12 protein-coding genes are annotated in these 19,911 nt (G+C 66.4%); 4 read left to right on the top strand and 8 right to left on the bottom strand.

Features of this window, described 5'->3' with window-relative positions; translation table 11 throughout:
* Window positions 1-120 precede the first annotated feature (120 nt).
* Window positions 121-4,794, top strand: coding sequence for a DEAD/DEAH box helicase (locus tag CIW53_RS10700; protein ID WP_149364702.1), 4,674 nt, complete (start codon window positions 121-123; stop codon window positions 4,792-4,794).
* Window positions 4,795-4,866: 72 nt separating this feature from the next.
* Here the strand turns inward: CIW53_RS10700 and CIW53_RS10695 are convergent, their stop codons facing one another.
* From CIW53_RS10695 to glk, 5 genes are all read right to left on the bottom strand, one after another.
* On the bottom strand, window positions 4,867-5,280 hold the full coding sequence (locus CIW53_RS10695; RefSeq protein ID WP_149364701.1) for a hypothetical protein: 414 nt from the start codon (window positions 5,278-5,280) through the stop codon (window positions 4,867-4,869).
* Window positions 5,281-5,343: 63 nt separating this feature from the next.
* Entirely contained in the window at window positions 5,344-5,550 is a 207-nt protein-coding gene (locus CIW53_RS10690; protein ID WP_242451853.1) for a hypothetical protein, read from the bottom strand.
* A gap of 436 nt (window positions 5,551-5,986) precedes the next feature.
* Window positions 5,987-8,308, bottom strand: coding sequence for a family 20 glycosylhydrolase (locus CIW53_RS10685; RefSeq protein WP_149364699.1), 2,322 nt, complete (start codon window positions 8,306-8,308; stop codon window positions 5,987-5,989).
* Window positions 8,309-8,517: 209 nt separating this feature from the next.
* Window positions 8,518-11,235 (bottom strand): TonB-dependent receptor, encoded by a 2,718-nt coding sequence (locus CIW53_RS10680; protein WP_149364698.1) that lies wholly within the window; start codon window positions 11,233-11,235, stop codon window positions 8,518-8,520.
* Between the two features lie 106 nt (window positions 11,236-11,341).
* Window positions 11,342-12,439 carry a glucokinase gene (glk, locus tag CIW53_RS10675; protein ID WP_149364697.1) on the bottom strand — a complete coding sequence of 366 codons (1,098 nt, stop codon included), beginning with the start codon at window positions 12,437-12,439 and terminating at the stop codon, window positions 11,342-11,344.
* A gap of 435 nt (window positions 12,440-12,874) precedes the next feature.
* Between glk and CIW53_RS10670 the strand changes: the two genes are divergently transcribed.
* Together CIW53_RS10670 and CIW53_RS10665 are read left to right on the top strand one after the other, a co-directional pair.
* Window positions 12,875-14,161, top strand: a complete 1,287-nt coding sequence (locus CIW53_RS10670; RefSeq protein ID WP_149364696.1) for a sugar MFS transporter — start codon at window positions 12,875-12,877, stop codon at window positions 14,159-14,161.
* A gap of 118 nt (window positions 14,162-14,279) precedes the next feature.
* Complete coding sequence (locus tag CIW53_RS10665) at window positions 14,280-15,329, top strand: LacI family DNA-binding transcriptional regulator (RefSeq protein ID WP_149364695.1); 1,050 nt, start codon at window positions 14,280-14,282, stop codon at window positions 15,327-15,329.
* Between the two features lie 106 nt (window positions 15,330-15,435).
* Here the strand turns inward: CIW53_RS10665 and CIW53_RS10660 are convergent, their stop codons facing one another.
* Window positions 15,436-17,043 carry a peptidase S10 gene (locus CIW53_RS10660; RefSeq protein WP_149364694.1) on the bottom strand — a complete coding sequence of 536 codons (1,608 nt, stop codon included), beginning with the start codon at window positions 17,041-17,043 and terminating at the stop codon, window positions 15,436-15,438.
* 255 nt (window positions 17,044-17,298) lie between these two features.
* On the opposite strand from CIW53_RS10660, the gene CIW53_RS10655 reads away from it, so the two are divergent.
* Window positions 17,299-17,790 carry an acyltransferase gene (locus CIW53_RS10655; protein ID WP_149364693.1) on the top strand — a complete coding sequence of 164 codons (492 nt, stop codon included), beginning with the start codon at window positions 17,299-17,301 and terminating at the stop codon, window positions 17,788-17,790.
* 7 nt (window positions 17,791-17,797) lie between these two features.
* On the opposite strand, the gene CIW53_RS10650 is transcribed toward CIW53_RS10655, so the two are convergent.
* Together CIW53_RS10650 and CIW53_RS10645 are read right to left on the bottom strand one after the other, a co-directional pair.
* Entirely contained in the window at window positions 17,798-18,655 is an 858-nt protein-coding gene (locus tag CIW53_RS10650) for an EamA family transporter (RefSeq protein WP_149364692.1), read from the bottom strand.
* A gap of 306 nt (window positions 18,656-18,961) precedes the next feature.
* Window positions 18,962-19,828, bottom strand: coding sequence for an MBL fold metallo-hydrolase (locus tag CIW53_RS10645; protein WP_149364793.1), 867 nt, complete (start codon window positions 19,826-19,828; stop codon window positions 18,962-18,964).
* Between the last annotated feature and the right edge of the window lie 83 nt (window positions 19,829-19,911).

Below are 19,911 nucleotides of genomic sequence, written 5' to 3'. Positions count from 1 at the left end.
GAATACTGACATGGCACCCCTCCACGGCGCACCCGGCCGGCGCCGCGGATTGAGCGTCCGCCGAGGCCCCCCATATATGATCGGATGAGGCCATCCCCGCCGCCGCACGAAACCCCGTCGATGCGCGAGAAACCCAGCCCGCTGGACGATTTCCATTCGGCCGTCGCCGCATGGTTTCGCCGGACCTTTCCAGCGCCCACCGCGGCGCAGGCGGCCGCATGGCCATCGATCCGTGCCGGCCAGCACACCCTGGTCGCCGCGCCGACCGGTTCGGGCAAGACGCTCACCGCCTTCCTCGCCGCGATCGATGCGCTGGTGCGCGAAGGCGTGGCGCACGGCGGCGTGCTGGCCGACGCCACCAGCGTGGTCTACGTGTCGCCGCTGAAGGCCTTGTCGAACGACATCCACATCAACCTGGAAGCGCCGCTGGAAGGCATCCGCGCCGAGCTCGAAAAGCTCGGCCTGCCCGACGTGGCGATCCGCACCGCGGTGCGCACCGGCGATACCCCGCAGGTCGAACGCAACCTGCTGCGCAAGCAGCCGCCGCACATCCTGGTGACCACGCCGGAGTCGCTGTACGTGCTGCTCGGCTCGGCTTCGGGTCGCTCCATGCTGGCGGGCGTGCGCTCGGTGATCGTCGACGAGATCCATGCCATCGCCGGCAGCAAGCGCGGCTCGCACCTGGCGCTGTCGCTGGAGCGGCTGGAGTCGCTGTGCCAGCGGCGCCTGCTGCGGATCGGCTTGTCGGCGACGCAGAAGCCCATAGAAAAAGTCGCCGACTTTCTGGTCGGCGCTCAACACTCCCTTCTCCCTCCGGGAGAAGGTGCCCGAAGGGCGGATGAGGGTTCGGAGTCGCGAAAGAGCCACAACAAAGCGGCTAACGAATGTGACTCCCCCGCGAGCACCCACCCCTCATCCGACCCTTCGGGCCACCTTCTCCCCGAGGGGGAGAAGGAAGATCCGTGCACCATCATCAACACGGGCCACAGCCGCCCGCGCGACCTCGCCATCGAAGTGCCACCGGTACCGCTCGAAGCGGTGATGTCGAACGACAGCTGGGAGCTGGTCTACGACCGCCTCGCCCAGCTGGTGCAGGCGCACCGCACCACGCTGGTCTTCGTCAACACGCGGCGCATGGCCGAGCGGGCGGCGCGGCACCTGTCCGAGCGGCTGGGCAAGGAAGCCGTCGCGGCGCATCACGGCAGCCTGGCGAAGGAACTGCGGCTGGATGCGGAGCAACGGCTCAAGCGCGGCGAACTGAAGGTGCTGGTGGCCACCGCGTCGCTGGAGCTGGGCATCGACATCGGCGAAGTCGACCTGGTCTGCCAGCTCGGCTCGCCGCGCTCGATCGCCGCGTTCCTGCAGCGCGCCGGCCGCTCCGGCCACAGCATCGACGGCACGCCGAAGGCGCGGCTGTTCCCGGCGACCCGCGACGACCTGATCGAATGCACCGCCCTGCTCGACTGCGTGCGCCGCGGCGAACTCGACGCGCTGGTCATGCCGCCGCAGCCGCTGGACGTGCTGGCGCAGCAGATCGTCGCCGAAGTCGCCTGCGCCGAATGGGACGAGGACGCGCTGTACGCACTGGTGCGTCGCGCGTACCCGTACCGCGATCTCGCACGCGCCGATTTCGACGCGGTGGTGCGCATGCTGGCCGAGGGCTTCACCACCCGGCAGGGACCGCGCGCGGCCTACATCCATCGCGACGCGGTGAACCGGCGGCTGCGCCCGCGGCGCAGCGCGCGGCTCACCGCGCTGACCTCCGGCGGCACCATCCCGGACACCGCCGACTACAAGGTGGTGCTGGAACCGCAGGCGATCATCGTCGGCACGGTGAACGAGGATTTCGCGGTCGAGAGCATGGCCGGCGACATCTTCCAGCTCGGCAACACCAGCTACCGCATCCAGCGCGTCGAACGCGACCGCCTGCGCGTGGAGGACGCGCACGGCGCGCCGCCGAGCATTCCGTTCTGGCTGGGCGAGGCGCCGGGGCGCAGCGACGAGCTGTCGCTCGGCGTATCGCGCCTGCGCGAGGAAATCTCCGCGCGGCTTGAACCCCTCTCCCCTTCGGAGAGGGGCAGGGGTGAGGGTACGGTTGTCGCCGAACATTCCGGCTCGCCCGAACCCTCTCCCTCAACCCCTCTCCCGACGGGAGAGGGGAGCAATACCCGAGCGCTCGAATGGCTCCGTGCGGAATTGGGCCTCCCCGACGCCGCCGCGCAGCAACTCGTCGACTACCTCGCCCGCGCGAAAGCCGCGCTCGGCGTGCTGCCGAGCCAGCACACGCTGGTGCTGGAGCGCTTCTTCGACGAATCCGGCGGCACCCAGCTGGTGATCCACACGCCGTGGGGCAGCCGCATCAACCGCGCCTGGGGGCTGGCGCTGCGCAAGCGCTTCTGCCGCCAGTTCAACTTCGAATTGCAGGCGGCGGCGACCGAGGACGCGATCGTGCTGTCGCTGTCGACCAGCCACAGCTTTCCGCTGGAGGAAGTGGCGCACTACCTGCACTCGAACACCGCCGAGCACGTATTGACGCAGGCCCTGCTGGATGCTCCGCTGTTCCCGGCGCGCTGGCGCTGGAACGCGGTGACCGCACTGGCGCTGCCGCGCTTCACCGGCGGCAAGAGGACGCCGCCACCATTGCAGCGGATGAAGAGCGAGGACCTGCTCGCCGCGGTCTTCCCCGACCAGGTCGCCTGCCTGGAAAACATCGTGGGCGAGCGCGAGGTGCCCGATCACCCGCTGGTCAACCAGACCCTGCACGACTGCCTGCGTGAGGCGATGGACGTGGACGGGCTGCTGGCGATCCTGCGCAAGCTCGAAGGCGGCGAGATCGCCGTCGTCGCGCGCGACCTCACCGCGCCCAGCCCGCTCGCCGCCGAGGTGTTGAACGCGGCGCCGTACGCCTTCCTCGACGACGCGCCGCTGGAGGAACGCCGCACCCAGGCCGTGCAGACCCGTCGCTGGAATGCCGACGGCGCCGACGACCTGGGCCGGCTCGATCCCGACGCGATCGCCGCCGTGCGCGAGGAAGCCTGGCCGCAGGTGCGCGACGCCGACGAGATGCACGAGGCGCTGACTTTGCTGGGCTTCGTCACGACCGGGGAAGTGACAGCAAACCGGGGCTGGAGCGAGCAGTTGCAGGTGTTGGCCAAGGCAAGGCGCGCCACCCTGTTCGCGATGCCACCTGTGGGAGCGGCTTCAGCCGCGATGCTTTTTGCATTGGAAGCCGAAGGCAAGAGCACCGCGGCTGAAGCCGCTCCCACAGAAGAGCTCGCGCGCGGCGTGTGGACCTCCGCCGAGCAGTTGCCGCTGTGGCAGACGCTGCACCCCGCCGCCCCCATGCAACCGCCGATTGCCGCGCCCGCCGAATACGCCGCGCAGTCCTGGACGCGCGAGGACGCACTGCTGGAACTGGTGCGCCACCGCCTCGGCGGACTCGGCCCGGTCACCGTGAACGGACTGGCGCAATCCATCCACGTCGACGCCGGTGACGTCGAGCAGGCGCTGCTGCGGCTGCAGTCCGAAGGCTACGTGATGCAGGGCCGCTTCACGGCCAATGCCAGCGACACCGAATGGTGCGAGCGGCACCTGCTGGCGCGCATCCACCGCTACACCATCGGCCGCCTGCGTCGCGAGATCGAGCCGGTCAGCCGGCGCGCACTGATGCGCTTCCTGTTCGACTGGCAGCACGTGTCGGCGGCCACCCGGCTGAGCGGACCGGACGCGCTGGTGGCCACGCTGGCGCAGCTGGAAGGCTACGAGGCAGCGGCCGGCGCCTGGGAATCGGAACTTCTGCCGGCGCGCATCGAGGACTATTCGATCAGCTGGCTGGATGAATTGTGCCGCGCCGGCCGGGTCGGCTGGGCGCGCCTGCGCACCGGCGGCGGCGGCGGTGGCGGTGGCGGCCCGGTACGCAGCACACCGATCGTGCTGCTGCCACGACGCGACATGGCCGTCTGGACGTCCGTTGCTTCCGGCGACGCTACGCAGGAGATCCTGTTGTCGTCGCGCGCGCAGGCCGTCGCCGACGCGCTGCGCGAACACGGCGCACTGTTCTTCGACGAACTGCTGGATACCGCCCACCTTCTGCGCACTGAACTGGAGGACGCGCTCGGCGAACTGGTTGCCGCCGGACGGGCCAGCGCCGACAGCTTCGCCGGCCTGCGCGCCCTGCTGCTGCCGGCGGCGAAGCGCGACGGCGGGCGGCATCGACGGTTGCGCCGGCATCAGTTCGGCGGCATCGAGGATGCGGGGCGCTGGGCGCTGGCGCGCACCGCGGCGCCGGGCAACGGCAAGACCGACCCCGACGCCATCGAGCACATCGCCCGCACCCTGCTGCGCCGCTACGGCGTGGTGTTCTGGAAATTGCTGGAGCGCGAGGCGCCGTGGCTGCCGTCGTGGCGCGAACTGCTGCGCGTGTACCACCGGCTGGAGGCGCGCGGCGAAATCCGCGGCGGGCGCTTCGTCGAAGGCCTGGTCGGCGAGCAGTTCGCCCTGCCCGAGGCGATCGCGCCGTTGCGCGCGGTGCGCTCACGCGCGGACGACGGCGAACTGGTCTGCCTCAGCGGCTGCGATCCGCTGAACCTGGTCGGCACCGTGCTGGTCGGCGACAAGGTGCCGGCGCTGGCCGGCTCGCGCGTGCTGTACCGCGACGGCATGCCGATCGCCGCGCTGGTCGGCGGCAAGACCGTGCCGCTGGCCGAACTTCCCGTCTCCGAGCTGCAACGGGCGAAGCACGCCTTGTTGCTCCGTACGTCGGCGCCATCGCAGGCACGCATGGCAATGCGCTGAGACGTGCCGCCTGCGCCGATGCCCGTCGGCTTTTACCGCGATACCACCGTCGAAAGCGGATCGATGACCGGGCTAGCTTTCTACAGCCACGTTCCTGGCCAACCTTTTCAATACGTAGTACGGACCCGAAACATCCACGGCTCCATCGATCGTTTTCAGCTGGACATTCTGGGAATCGAATCGTGACCAGCGCGGAAGATCCGGCGTCAACTCTCCCGGTCCACGAGTCATGCAATAGCCCATCGTTTCAAGGCGGCGAACCAGGTCTGCCCTGACCGAATTGCCTTGAACCCGCGCGGACGACACCCAGGTCGCGCGCCAGTGGCCAAGAATGCCGAAGACGCCCCCAATCATCAGCCCGTGCATCGCCGATCTGCCGGCCAGCAAGAATTGCAGCGTCGCCAGAACGGCCACCAGCATCGCGTAGAACCGCATTTTCCACGCATCTTCAAATTGCCGCCGCAAACCGCATCCAACAACTCTCATGAAAAGGCGTCCATCTTTGTCCAATGGGTAGCTGGCGGTTGCCCGACAGCCACCCAGAAACCCTTACAGCATCTTGGAAAGTTGAGAGCCGGCATAGGCTCCCAGCGCCGCACCGATACCCGCGCCAATCGCAGCGCCAATGGGACCACCAAAGCCCAGGCCGATCAACGCACCCTCTTCCGCTCCTGCTTCTGAACCGAGGTAGCCGCCCATGCCCGCACCGAAGTCGGCCATCAACTCGCCACCGGACACGACCGCAAGTTCACTCATCATGAGATTCCGCATCTTGTCTTTCCTCATAAGCGCCGGGTTTCAAGGCCAACCCGGCTCGGCCTCCTGCAACCACGCCCGGGAAATCACGACCCCATGGATTGGCGTCCATGATTTCTCGCGAAAACCGTCCCGGTGGCCACGCGGACTCGCCTGCACTCCACGGGTTCCGAGCAGGCGGCGATTGTTGGAAGACAGGCATGGAAAATCCATAGGAATATTTCCAAATGATTTTCGAAATAAATTGCGGACCATTGGGCGTGTATGGCGCCAGCGTCGAATCGGGCGCAAGGTGTTTGCCGAAAACAAGAAAAAGCTCGTAGACGCCATAATGTGGCCTCGGGCAGAGGCACATCGGATACGCAGTAAATTGCGTCGACGGAAAAGACGCCTTGCACGGATATGTCGCGGCTACTTCATCCGCGACGATCGCCGATCATGGTTTGTCCAGCAGAGTCACACGGCCCAATGCATACAGCGGACCGTCGACCGGCGCGGTGTAGATCAGGCACAGCGCATGTTCGCCCTGCTGCGCCGGCAGCTTGGCATCCAGCGCGAAGTTGCGCGCACCGTGCGCGGGATCGGGCAACGGCAGGCTGGCCAGCACCGGCCCGTCGCACTGGTCGGCACGCACCACCAGTTCCCCGAACGGCTTGGCGTGCGGGCGCGACACCACGAGCTTCTGCTCGTGCGCCAGCGCGAAGTTGCGCGGCAGGCGCACGGCATCGACATGGATCGCGGCGATGCCATTCATCCATGTGGCGGGAAACAGCTGGCAGGTGTCGAACACGTTCACCGCGTACACCGGCTGGATGCTCTTCGCGTCGGGCATGGGTTGCAGACGCAGGCGGAAATCGCTGCCGGGGCAGTTCGGCAGCGTGTTGCCCGGAAGGCTGAGCAGGGCGGCGCGATCCAGCACGCGCTCGCGTGGCGCGGCGAGCCGGCTGCCGTCGGCGGCGAAGCTGGCAGCGCGCACGGTGACCGGCAGGGTTACGTTGAACGGCACGTCGTAGCGTGGCGATGTGGACGTGGGCGCGCTCCCATCCAGGGTGTAGCGGATGGCGCCGAAGCCGGTCTGGGTGGCAAGCGTCACCGTGGCCTTGCCGGTGACCAGCGCCAGGTTGCGGTCGGTGGCGATGTCCACCGCGAAGGCGCTGTCGGCGACGTCGACGTGCTGGGCACGGTAACGCTCGAACTGCGCCGGCAGGCGGGCGAGGAAGCCGGGCCAATGGTTGATGGCGGATGGCGACCAGGCCACTTCGCTGAGCGCGTCCAGCCGCGGGAAGGCAGCGTGCTCCACGTGGGCGAACGTGGGCAGGTGCTCGGTCCAGAGATTGGCCTGCACGCCCAGCACGTGTTTCGCCTGCGTCGCGCTCAGCACGCCGGGCACGACCTGGAAGCCGTACACGTTCTTCAGCGATTCCACGCCGAGGCGGCCGGCGTATTCGTCGGCGAGATCACCCTGCACGTGATCGAGATAGAGCGCCGGCGAAGGCGACATCACCACGTCGTGACCGAGCAGCGCGGCCTTGATCGCACCGTCGGTGCCGCGCCACGACATGACGGTGGCATCGGCCGGCAGGTTGTCGCCTTCGAGGATCTCGTCCCAGCCGATCAGCTTGCGGCCGTGCCGGTCGAGGTACCGGCCGATGCGGTCGATGAACCAGCCTTGCAATGCGTCCTCGTTTTTCAGGCCCAGCGCGTGCATCTTCGCTTGCACCGTGGGCGAGGCCTGCCACTGGTCCTTGATCGCCTCGTCGCCGCCGACGTGGATGTAGGTCGACGGGAACAACGCCATCACTTCGTCGAGCACGTTGTTGATGAAGGTGAAAGTGTCGTCGTCGACGTTGTACAGATACGGATTGACGCCCCAGTCGGTCGATACCTCCGGCCGCCTGCCGGTGACGCCGAGTTGCGGATACGCGGCAACCGCGGCCTGCGCGTGGCCGGGCATGTCGATCTCCGGCACGATGGTGATGTGGCGTGCGGCGGCGTAGGCCACGACGCGACGGATATCGTCCTGCGTGTAGAAGCCGCCGTAGCGCTGCGGCTCGCCGTCATGGCCGGCATCCGGCGGCGTGCGCCATGCGCCGATGCGGGTCAGCTCGGGATAGCGTTTGATCTGGATGCGCCAGCCCTGGTCGTCGGTGAGGTGCCAGTGCAGCACGCTGAGCTTGTGCTGGGCCATTTGGTCGAGCAGCGCCTCGACCTCGGCCACGCTCTGGAAATGGCGTGCGGAATCCAGCATCAGCCCGCGCCAGCGGAAGCGCGGCCAGTCGCGGATGGACAATGCCGGCACCTCCACCGCACCCTGCTTCGCGTCGGGTGTCAGCAACTGGTACAGCGTGATCGCGCCGTGGAACAAACCGGCATCGTCGCGCGCGGCGATGCGGATGCCTTGTGGCGTCACCGTCAACATGTAGCCCTCGGCCTGGTCGACCGGTACCTGCGGGTCGCGTTGCAGCACGATGGCACGTGCGGTCTTGCCGGCATCGGCGACACGCAGGTGCAGGCCGCGCGTGCGGGCCAGCAGGTCGATCAGATAGGCCGCGGTCTGTTTCGTCGCGGCATCGTGGTCGGCCAGCACGATCGGCGTGCCCGCATCCACGGTGAAGCGGCCGGGCTGCGATTGAAGCTGTGCCGGCAGCGGAATCAGGGAGGGTGGTGTCGCCTCGCTGGCAAAGGTGGCGCGCAGCGGCAGCACGGCAAGTGCAAGCAGCAGGCAGGCGCAGACGGACGGGATCGAACGGCGATTCATCGGTATCTCCTGCACGGCGGGTCCCGCACGCCATCGTCGCAACCGGCCCGGACCCAACGTCGACGGGAGCGACCATGACATCGCGCCGGTGGTCGCCCGAAGGTTGACCACCGAGGATGGTGGTCACAAAAAGGCGGACCCGCAAGTCGAAGCCGGGCCCGCTTGGGGAGAGTGCCGGCCGTCCCTGGCCCGCGCTTGGGTTGCAGCGATCAGAACGAGAGATGGGCGTTCAGGTAGTACTGGCGGCCGTTCTCGTAGAACGCCGTCGGGATCTGCGTGCTCTGGTAGTACCTGTAGGTCGGGTTGTTGAGGTTCAGCGCATCCAGGCTGAAGCTCAACCAGTCGGTGGCCTTGTAGCTGAACGACGCCGCCAGCGTGCCGAAGTTGCCCTGGTAGTACGGGTTGGCACCGGACAGGCCGATCAGGAACGCCGTGCGGCGGGTATAGCTCACCCGTGCACCGAAGGTGTCGTTCTCGAAATATGCACCCACGTTGTAGGTGTTCTTCGAAGTGCCCAGCAGATGGTTGCTGCCGTCGGCCCAGGTATGGTCGGTCGAGCCATCGGCATAGGTGTAGTTCGCGTTGATGCCGAAGTACTTGCCGATCGGCTGCTGGTAGGCCAGCTCCACGCCGGTGACTTGCGCGTCGGCGTTGATCGGCATGGCGACCTGGTAAGGCTCGAGCTGATGCGTGAGTTCGCTGAACAGCATCTGGGTCTGCACGCCATAGGCGACATAGTCCTTCATGTTCATCGAATAGCCGGTCGCCGACAGCAAGCCGCGCGGCATGAAATACCACTCGAGCCCGGCATCGAAGTTGGTGGACAGCACCGGCTTCAGGTTCGGGTTGCCGCCGCCGCCGGTCTTGTTCAGATCCGAACCCCACGCGGCTGCACCCAGCGCGGAGTAATCCGGCAGGGTCTGGGTCTGCGAAGCGGCGAAGCGGAACACCAGATTCTCGGCCATGTTGAACTTGATGTTCGCGCTCGGCAGGAAGCGGTGATACTTGTTTTCGGTCTGCAGGCGCTTCCACTGGCCGAACAGGCTGCTCACGTCGGCATCGGCCACGTTGGTGACGGCGAAGTAGCTGTCGATGTTCTGGTCGATGTTGACGTAACGCAGGCCGACATTGCCGCTCCAGTTGTCACCCTCGAAGTTGGCCTGGAAGTAGGCCGCGAGGTTCTTCTCGTCGACGGAGTACTCGGCGCCGTAGTTGTGGCGACCGGTGGGACCGTCGTTGTTGGACAACCAGGTGGAGTTGGCGAGGATGGTGCTTTCCAGCGCGCCCGGCGTGAAGTACCACAGGTTGCGCGGGAAGTTGCCGCCGATGCCCTTGGCAAAGTTGCCCGGGTAGCTGGCGGTGGCACCGTTCTGCAGCGCAGACCAGATGTCGCCCGGGGAGGCGCCTTCCGGCGACTGCGCCTCACGATCGTGCTTGGCATAGCGCAGCCCGTAGTTGAACGAGTTCAGCACGCCGGTATCGAAGTATTGGGTGAAGTCCGCCGTGCCCCAGTTTTCCTTGTCGATCGCCTTGACCATCTGGTTGCCCCACGTGCCGAAGCAGGCGGCACCACACACGCCAGTGGGGCTGATGTCGCCGCCCACGCTCCAGTCGACCGGCGCACCGTTGCCGTGCGTGGTCCAGCTGGCACCGCCGCCGTCGGCCGCGGTCACTTCGGCGATGAACTGGCGCGGCGTCTGGCCCACGCCCTTGGTGGTGCCGGCCTGGAATTTCGCCGAGATGCTGTCCGACGCCTGCCAGTCCGCGTCCAGCGTGTAGTAGGACGTCTTCGACGAAGCTTCGCGGTAGATCATGTCGTACACGACATACTTCGTGCCCGGCACGCCCGCGTAGGTGGCATTCGTCAGCACGCCGTTCTGGACCGTGTAGCCGGGCTCGGGCGCCTGGCTGGTGCCGAAGTTGCCACCCCACAACATGAAGTTGCGGTTGTAGTTGTTCGCGTCCATGTCCGAACGGAAGCCGCTCGCGCCCAGGGTCAGGTTGTCGGTGGGCTTGAATTGCACTTCGACCAGGCCGCCCTTGCGGTCGCGGGTCTGCTCGAACAGCGTCGAACCGAGCAGGCCGGGGACTTTCACGCCGGCGAGGTCGGGGTTGCTCTGCGCCAGCGCGGAATCGGGAGCGATCGTGGCAAAGCCGCCGGGAATCTCCTGGGCCTCGCGGCGCAGGTGACGCTTCTGCTTGAACACCTGCAGCATCACGCCGAAGGTGCCGCCGTCGTTCTTGTAGTTGAACAGGCCCGACAGCTGCGGGTCGGTCGTGTCCGGCAGGCTGGCGTTGACGGCGCCGACGCTGAGATTGGTGGTGAACTGCTTCTCGAAGTCGAGTGGCTTGCGCGTGATGATGTCGACATTGCCGGTGGTGCCGCCGTCCACGAAGCGGGCCTCGGACGACTTGTGCACTTCCACGCGGCTGACCAGCTCCGACGGCAGCAGGGTATAGCTCACGCTGCGCCCCATGTTGCTGCCCTGGCTGAGCACGAACCAGTCGGCCGTGCCGACGGTGTGGCCGTCGATCAGGGTCTGCGTGAGGCTGGGGCTGGTGCCTCGCAGGCTGACGCGATCGGCTTCGTCGAAACCGCCTTCGTCGGCGCTGGAGGAGCTGATGTTCACGCCCGGCAGCCGCTGCAAGGTGTCGGCCACGTTGTGGGCCGGCAGCTTGCCGACGTCCTCGGCGGTGACCACCTCGATGTTGGAGACGGCGTCGCGCTTGATGTCCAGCGACTTCTCCACCGCGCCACGGATGCCGGTGACGACGACGGTCGACAGCTGCTTCACCTCGTGCTTGTTCGCCGTGCTGCTGGTTTGGGTGGCCGGGTCGCTCTGCGAAGTGTCCTGCGCATACAACGCGCCGGATACGCACAGACCGGTGATGATGCTCGCGGCTAGCAATGTCTTGCGGTAATTCATGATCTCCTCCCCTCAGAGGCTGGCTTGAATCAGGACCGGCATGGCGACGGTCGCGGACGTTGTGTTGTGCTGGCTTGGTGCCGTGTCACTGGATGGCGGATGTCGGTCATGTCGCTTCTTGCCGTTCATCCAGAAACCAGCCTGCGGCACCAATGACGCCAAGCTGGCCGTGCTCGATCAATCGAACCGGAACCTGTTGCAGATAGGCGCGCATCACGCCCTTGTTGAAGTAGCGTTCGGCAAACGTGCTGGCCCGCAGGAACGGCTGGATCTGCGGCAGGATGCCGCCGGCCAGGTAGACCCCGCCGCGGGCGCCGTACAGCAACACCAGGTCGCCGACGAAGCTGCCGAGCAGGCCGCAGAAAACATGCAGTGCCTCCACCGCGGCCACGTCGCTGGCGGCCAGCGCCGCGCCGGTGACCTCGGCCGGGGTGAGCAGGCGGGGAGCGCTGCCGCGCAATTCGCACAGCGCTCCGTAGAGTTTGAGCAGGCCCGGGCCGGACAACGCGTCTTCGAACGAGACGTGCGAACGTTCGCGGCCAAGCAGGCGCAGGATCTCGATCTCGCGCTCGTTGCCCGGTGCCAGTGAGATCTGCCCGGCTTCGGTGGCCAGTACCTGCGCCCGCGGCTGGCCCGGCAGCAGCACTGCCGAACCCAGCCCGGTACCCGGACCCATCACCAGCACCGGTCCGCTGGAAGCCGGCTGCGCCGCGTCGATGATCGGCCGCGTCTCCTCGGCCGTGATGAACTGGGTGGCGTAGGCAACCGCCTCGAAATCGTTGATCACCGCCAGCCGATGGATGCCCAGACCGTCGCGGATGTCGCGGATCGACACCGGCCACGGCAGATTCTCGTTGACGATCGCGTCGTCCAGCACGTAGCCGGCGCAAGCCACCGCGCAATGGCGCAATTGCTTGCACGCATCGGCATTCGGCGTGTTCGCCAGCTGCTCGACGAAATCCCGCAGCATCGCGGTCAGACCGGACCAGTCGGCGCAACTGTAGCGGTGGTAATGCAGCACGCTGACCGGGCGCGCGCCGCCGGGGTTGCCCACGACCAGCCCGATGCGCGCATGCGTGCCGCCGACGTCGGCCGCCAGGAACGGCTGCCGCGAAGCCGGCCCGGATACTGCCGGACCGCTCGCCGCCGCGGCCGTCGTCGCCGACGGCTCCGCTGCATGACGCTGTTTGGCGACTTCCCCCACTGCGTTCTCCCGTACCCCGCACTGCCCGCCCGGTCCGGCGATGCATTGCCGCGCGCCGGTCCGGCCCGATTCCGGCGGAGTCTGCTGTCAGAATGACAACGTTGTCAACCGCGCTCGCGACGATTTCGCGATGTTTCGATATGGCGTCGCAGCATAGTTGTCACGGCATAGCTTGAAATCACTGCAACATCTCGCGCCCAATGGCTCTATACAGCGCGTTCAAGCTCACGATATGACCATCTCACCGGCCTGCCGCAGCGCCGCACAAGTCGTTTCGTATGGCCATCTGGACGGCCGCTCGGGCGAGCCTGGCGACAGCCGCCGACAGGACAATGATTGACAACGTTGCACTTTCTGGCGAATAAAGGGACATTCCCGTCTTGTCCCGGTCATTCGGCCGGCGCGGCACGGCGTGACTTCGGGGGAGAACCATTCATGGCAACGACGATGGCGGCGGCACCGTCCGAACGCAGCAACCTTGGCCCGATGCTGATCATCGGCCTGCTGTTTTTCATCATGGGCTTCTTCACGTGGCTCAACGGGCCATTGATTTCCTTCGTGAAGGTGGCTTTCACGCTCGATGACATCAACGCGTTCCTGGTGCCGTTCGCGTTCTACGTTTCCTATTTCGTGCTCGCACTGCCCGCAGGCGCCGTGCTCAAGCGCACCGGCATGAAGAAGGGCATGGTGCTGGGCCTTTTCGTCATGGCCATCGGCGCGGCGCTTTTCGGCGAGTTCGTGCGCATCCGCGTCTATCCCGGCGCCCTGGCCGGCCTGTTCGTGATCGGCGCGGGTCTGTCGCTGCTGCAGACCGCGTCCAATCCTTACATCAGCATCCTTGGCCCGATCGAAAGTGCGGCGCAACGCATCGGCATCATGGGCATCTGCAACAAGATCGCCGGCGCGCTGGCGCCCCTGGCTTTCGGCGCACTGGTGATGAAAGGGGTGGATGCGTTCCTGGACCAGGTGACCACGATGGCCATCGGACCTGAACGCGAAGCCCTGCTCAACGATTTCGCCGCGCGTGTGTTCTGGCCCTACATGGCGGTGGCATGCCTGCTGGCGGTGATCGCGGTGGTGATCGCTTTCTCCGCACTGCCGGAAATCAGGCCTTCCGGTGCCAACAGCGAAAGCTCGGTCGGTCATGCCAAGGGCGGCATTTTCAGCTTTCCGCATCTATGGCTGGGCGTGCTGTGCCTTTTCGTCTACGTGGGCGTGGAAGTGATGGCGGGCGATGCGATCAACACCTACGGTCAGGGTTTCGGCCTGCCATTGCAGATCACCTCGCATTTCACCACCTACACCATGGTGGCGATGCTGGTGGGTTATCTGGCGGGTTCGGCGCTGATCCCGCGCGTGATCTCACAGCAGCGCTATCTCGCCGTGTCGGCCGTGCTTGGCGTGATGTTTGCCCTCGGGGCATTCGTCACCCACGGCTACGTGTCGGTGGCTTTTGTCGCCGCGCTGGGCTTTGCCAACGCCATGATGTGGCCGGCGATCTTTCCGCTGGCGATCAAGGGCCTGGGTAGCCACACGGAACTGGGTTCGGCACTGCTCATCATGGGCATTGTGGGCGGCGCCCTGCTGCCGCAGGCCTTCGTGCACCTCAAACAACACATCGACTTTCAGTTGGCGTTCGTGGTCGTCATCGTGCCGTGCTACCTGTACATCCTTTACTACGGCCTGCGTGGCCATCGCGCTGGCCAGTCCAAGGCCGGTTGAGCGACGCATGCTGCGGCCGCGCGTCGGCTAGACTGTGCGGCATGTCGACGCTCGTCGCGACATGTTCGACGATGCACCAGGCATCGCCCACCCGTCATCAGTGCTCGAGGTTCAGCGGTTGCGCAGCACCACCATCAAGGATGTAGCAGAACGTGCCGGCGTCTCGCTGAAGACGGTCTCGCGGGTCATCAACAACGAGCCTTCGGTGCATGCGCGCACGCGCGAAAAGGTGCAGCGCGAGATCGACGCGCTCGGCTATCAGCCCGACCCCTCGGCGCGCAGCCTGCGCAGCACCCGCGCGTATGCGCTGGGACTGGTCTACGACAACCCCAACGCGCACTACATCATCAACCTGCAGCGCGGCGTGCTGTCGGCATGCCGCAGCAGTGGCTTCGGCCTGCAGATTCATCCATGCGATTCGACCTCGCCGAAACTGGCCGACGAGTTGTGCGAGCTGGTGCGCCGCTCGCGCCTGGCCGGGCTGGTGCTGGCCCCGCCGATGTCCGAGCAGCCGGCGCTGATCCGTGCGCTGGGCGAGGCCGGGATTGCGTTCATCCGGATCATCTCCGCACGCAAGGATCCGCAGGACGGCCCCCCGTGCGTGTATGTGGACGACCGCGACGCGGCCTATGCGATCACCGAACACCTGATCCAGCTCGGCCACCAGCGCATCGGGTTCCTGTGGGGCGGACGCGAGCACCGTTCCAGCCAGGAGCGTTACCAGGGTTACGAGGATGCGTTGAAGGATTACGGCATCGCGCTCGACCGCAAGCTGATCGTGCCCGGCGACTACACCTTCGACGACGGCTTCCGCGGCGCACGCAAGCTGCTCGCGCTGAAGGACCGGCCCAGCGCGGTATTCGGTTCCAATGACGAGATTGCCGCCGGCGTGCTGGCGGCGGCGCATTCGGACGGCATCAACGTGCCGTATGAACTGTCGATCGCCGGCTTCGAGGACAGCCCGTTCTCCAAGCAATCGTGGCCGGCGCTGACCACCGCGCGCCAGGCCACCGAGGACATCGCGCGGCACGCCGCGCAGCGACTGATCGACGATCTGCAGCGCGCGGCGAACGGCGAGCCGGTCGACAGCCGCAACGAGGGCTTCAGACCGGAACTGGTGGTGCGCGGCTCCACTGCGCCGCGGCACACGGTTCCGTCTCGACGCTGAATCCCTCTGTGGGAGCGGCTTCAGCCGCGATGCTTTTGCCTGTACTCACCGAAAGCATCGCGACTGAAGTCGCTCCCACAAACTGGCGACGATATCTTTTTGCGGCTTATTTGACGTTGTCGGTCTGCTCGATGAAGCGGGCCACGTTGTCGTGCAGCAGCTTCAGCGATGGCTCGTGCGCGTACACCATGTGGCCGGACGGGTACCACGAATAGCTGATGTTGCTTTCGAGGCTGGCCGGAATCGGCAGGTGATGCATCTCGTAGTCGGCGGCGAAGAACGGCGTGGCCAGGTCGTAGTAGCCGCCGTTCAAATACACCTTGAGGTTGGGGTTGGTCTTCATCGCCGTGGCCAGGTCCGGCATCACGTTGGTCGAGGACTGCAACGCCTCGCCGTGCGCGCCCGGCGCCTTGTGCGAGAAGTCCCAATGGTCGATGTCGGCGAACAACCGGTACTGCCGGTTCTTGCCGAATTTCAGGTCGGTGCGCACGTAGTCGTTGAACGCGGCGACATAGGCCGAGCTGATCGCCGAAGACTGCGGGTCGTACTCGGAATCCTTGCTCAGCGGGTCGATCGCCGGCCCGGAGAAACGAGTGTCCAGCCGGCCCGTGGTGGTGTCGCCATCGGTCTGCAACTCGTGTTCGAACATGCCGCCGGTAACGCGCAAATTCGCCTTCAACAGGTAGGCCACCGGCAGGCCGGTGTACTGGTGCAGCTTCTCGGCAACCGCCTGCTTCTGCGCGTCGCCCAGCCGCGAGCCGGCCATCAGCGCCTGCGTGTATCCGCCCATCGCATACTGTTCCACTTCCTGCAGGAACGGCTCCAGCGCGGCCGGCTGCTGCGGCAGCTTGTGGTGATAGAACGCGGTGGCGGCGTAGGTCGGGAGCGCCAGCTCGTACGGCAGGTCGATGCCCGGATTGAAATCCGGTCCGTCGATGCTGGTGTCGAAACTCAGGATCTGCGAGAGCAGGATGACCCCGTTCAGATCGACGCTGTCCTCGTTCTCCAAAATGTTCGCCAGCACCGCCGAGCGGGTGGTGCCGTAGCTTTCGCCGAACAGGTACTTCGGCGAGTTCCAGCGGTCGTACTTCGACAAAAACCGGGTGACGAACTGGGCGAACGCATGCGCGTCGCCGTCGACGCCGTAGATCGCCTTGCGCCGGTCCTTCATCTGCTCGGCGCGCTTGCTCTTGTCCTCGTCGTTCGCGATCAGCCGGCTGAAACCCGCACCCGGCGCGTCGATGAACACCACGTCGGAAGCGTCGAGCAGGCTGTAGTCGTTGTTGATCAGGCCGTAAGGCGCGGCCGGCGTATGGCTGTCGTCGTTGGTGACCACCCGCTTCGGGCCGAACGCGCCCATGTGCAGCCACACCGTGGCCGAACCGGGACCGCCGTTGTAGATGAAGGTCACCGGCCGCTTGCTCGGGTCGACACCCTTCTTCATATACGCGACGTAGAACATGCTGACCTGCGGCTCGTCCTCCTTGTCGCCCGTGCCATGCAGGACTAGCGTGCCGGCCACGGCCTTGTAATCCACCCGATGTCCCTCGACCGACACCGAACCGTCGGTGGTCGACGCCTGCGGCTCGACCAGGCTGGCGTCGGGCTTCGCCTCCGGCTTGGCCTTGTCGTCCTTCTTGCCGGAACCGGCGACGGCGGCGGTGCTGAGCAGCAAGGCAGCGGCAAGCGCCGCCGCGAGGGAAAGTTTGCGCATGGGTAGACGTCCTCGATGGCTGAGGCGTAGCCCGCCCCGGGGAAACTGCAGCATAGGCGCCGGGGCGGCGGCCTTTCATATCCCAGAAGTCATTGGCCGGGGTGGCTCGCCTTGCGATGCGCGTCGGCATCGCGCATCGTCCGGACGGCGTGACACGATTTCCCAAGGGCATCCGCCCTTCGTGCTCCAGTGCTTTTCACAGGAAATAGACCGCGGCCAACGCAAGGTTCGACGATGGCCGACAAAGGGGGACACATGGGTCTGCGCGCATGGCTCGCGAACGATCTGGCACCGTTGGCGCTGATACATCCCAGGCTGCGACGGTTGCTGCTCAACTGTGCAGGCGCGCACATCGGCAAGGCCGGCATCATGCACGGCGGCACCTATGGCGGCAGCCTGTCCGGGCTGCGCATCGGCGACGGCACCTACATCAACACCGGCGTCTCGCTCCATCCCACCGGCGGCATCTCGATCGGCGCCAACGTGGCGCTGGGACCGGGCGTTTCCATCTTCACCGGCACGCACGACATTGGCCCGGCAACGCGCAGGGCCGTGAGCCCTCCGCACTTCCAGCCGGTGGCGATCGGAGACGGCTGCTGGCTGGGCGCGAACGTGGTTGTCCATCCCGGCATCACCATCGGCCCGGGCTGTGTGATCGCCTCGGGCTCCATCGTCACCGCCGATTGCGCCCCGAACGGGCTCTACGCCGGCGCCCCGGCCGTTCGCAAGCGCGAACTGGATCCTTGAATCCGCCTCAAGCCTGCGCAATCACGCCGATCGCCAGCACGGCCAGCGCCACGCCGGCCAGGTTGAGCCAGCTCAGTCGTTCGCGAAAGGCCAGCGTGCCGACCAGTGCGCCCAGCGCAACCACGCCGATGTTCATGCTGGCGAAGACCAGTGCCGGGTGTTGCGGCAGGGCGCGATGGCCGCGCAGGTAGAACAGGATGTTGCCGAAGTTGGCCAGGCCCAACGCGACGCCGGCCAGCGCGCTGCGCGCGGTGAAGCGGGTATGTCCGCGCAGGCGCCGCCACAGCTGCAACGCGAAGGCGACCGGCAGGGCCAGCGCGAACATCGCCAGCAGTGCAGCGCCCAGCGGCACGCCGGCTTGCGCGACGCGCTTGAACAGGATGTCGATCGTGCCGAAGCCGGCGAACACCAGCAGCGGATACAGCCAGCGGACGCTGCCGCGCTCGACTTCGCCATGTCCGCTGCGCCAGACCATGCACAGCAGGGCGAGCAGGCCGAGCGCGATGCCGATGACTTTCACGACGGAAAGCTGCTCGCCGAACAAGGCGAACGCCGCCAGCAGCGAGAGCAACAAGGACAGCCGCTGCGCCGCATCGCTGCGCACGATGCCGGCGTGTCTTACCGAGGCGGCCAGCGCGAGGAAGATCGTCGGCAGCAGCACGCCGAGTCCGAGCAGCGCCGGCCACGGTGCGCCGGGCTCACGAAGAGCTGCCAGTGACGGCTGCAGCAGCAACGCGGCGAGTACGCCTGCCACCAGGTAGTTCCAGGCAATCGCCTGGCCCACGTCGAGCTCGAACCGGCGCGCCAGTTTCAACAGCACCGACACCAGCACGCTGCACACGACGCTGAACGCTACGTAGATCATCCCTCTTCCCAAACATCGACAAACCGCCATTGTGCCGCAGCAACGCCCGAGGGATCTGGAGCAACCGCCTTTGCTTTTCCTTGCCGCGAACACGCACGGCTGTCCGAAAAAGTTTGGGTGCGCACTCGCAACCTCTTGCGATGGACCCTCCCCCTGTGGGAGCGACTTCAGTCGCGATGCTTTTGCGCAGGCCGCAGGGCTCCAGAAGCGTCGCGACTGAAGTCGCTCCCACCAACGCCCCAAAAGTGAGCCTCGGGACAACCACCTTTTCTCGCCATCGGGGTTTCGAGATAACCCAAACGCCCCTCAGAAAGCATCCAGCGGGATCTTGAGGTAACGCACCCCGTTGTCCTCGGCCGGCGGCAGCTGGCCGGCACGCATGTTGACCTGCACGGCCGGCAGGATCAGCGCCGGCATCGCCAGCGTGGCGTCGCGTGCGCTGCGCATGCGCACGAACTCGTCTTCGCCGATGCCGTCGTGCACGTGGATGTTGTCGCGCCGCTCGGCGCCGACCGTGGTCTCGTGCACAAAGGTGTCGCGGCCGGCGGCCTTGTAGTCGTGGCACAGGAAGACGCGGGTCGCCTCCGGCAGCGCGAAGATGCGCTGGATCGATCGATACAGCGTGCGCGCGTCGCCACCGGGGAAGTCGCAGCGCGCGGTGCCGTAGTCGGGCATGAACAAGGTGTCGCCCACAAAAGCCGCGTCGCCGATCAGGTGGGTCATGCACGCAGGCGTGTGGCCGGGCGTATGCATCGCCACCGCTTCGATGCCGCCGAGCATGTAGCGTTCGCCGTCCTTGAACAGGTGGTCGAACTGGCTGCCGTCGCGGCGAAAGCCGGGACCGGCGTTGAACAACTGGCCGAACGTATCCTGCACGTCGCGGATGTGCTCGCCGATGCCGAGCCTGCCGCCGAGCTGCGCCTGCACGTACGGCGCCGCGGACAGGTGGTCGGCGTGCACGTGGGTGTCGATCACCCAGTCCACGTCCAGTCCCTGCGCCCGCACGAAGGCGATCAGCGCATCGGCCGATGCGTGGCCGGTGCGCCCGGATGCGGCGGCATAGTCGAGCACGCTGTCGAGCACGGCCGCCCTGCGCGTGGCCGGGTCCCACACCACGTAGCTGAAGGTATGGCTGGCTTCATCGAAGAAGGCCTGCACTTCGGGGTGTTTCATCATCGGTTGCCTCCAGCGTGTGGCGGGCGCGCCGCCAGCCGGTGATCCCATGCCCACCAGCGCCAGTACGATACGCCGAGCCG

The sequence above is a fragment of the Rhodanobacter sp. T12-5 genome, assembly GCF_008329435.1.
GTDB lineage: Bacteria > Pseudomonadota > Gammaproteobacteria > Xanthomonadales > Rhodanobacteraceae > Rhodanobacter.
The sequence above is the reverse complement of the archived record's forward strand: the minus strand, read 5'-3'. Positions and strand labels throughout refer to the sequence as shown.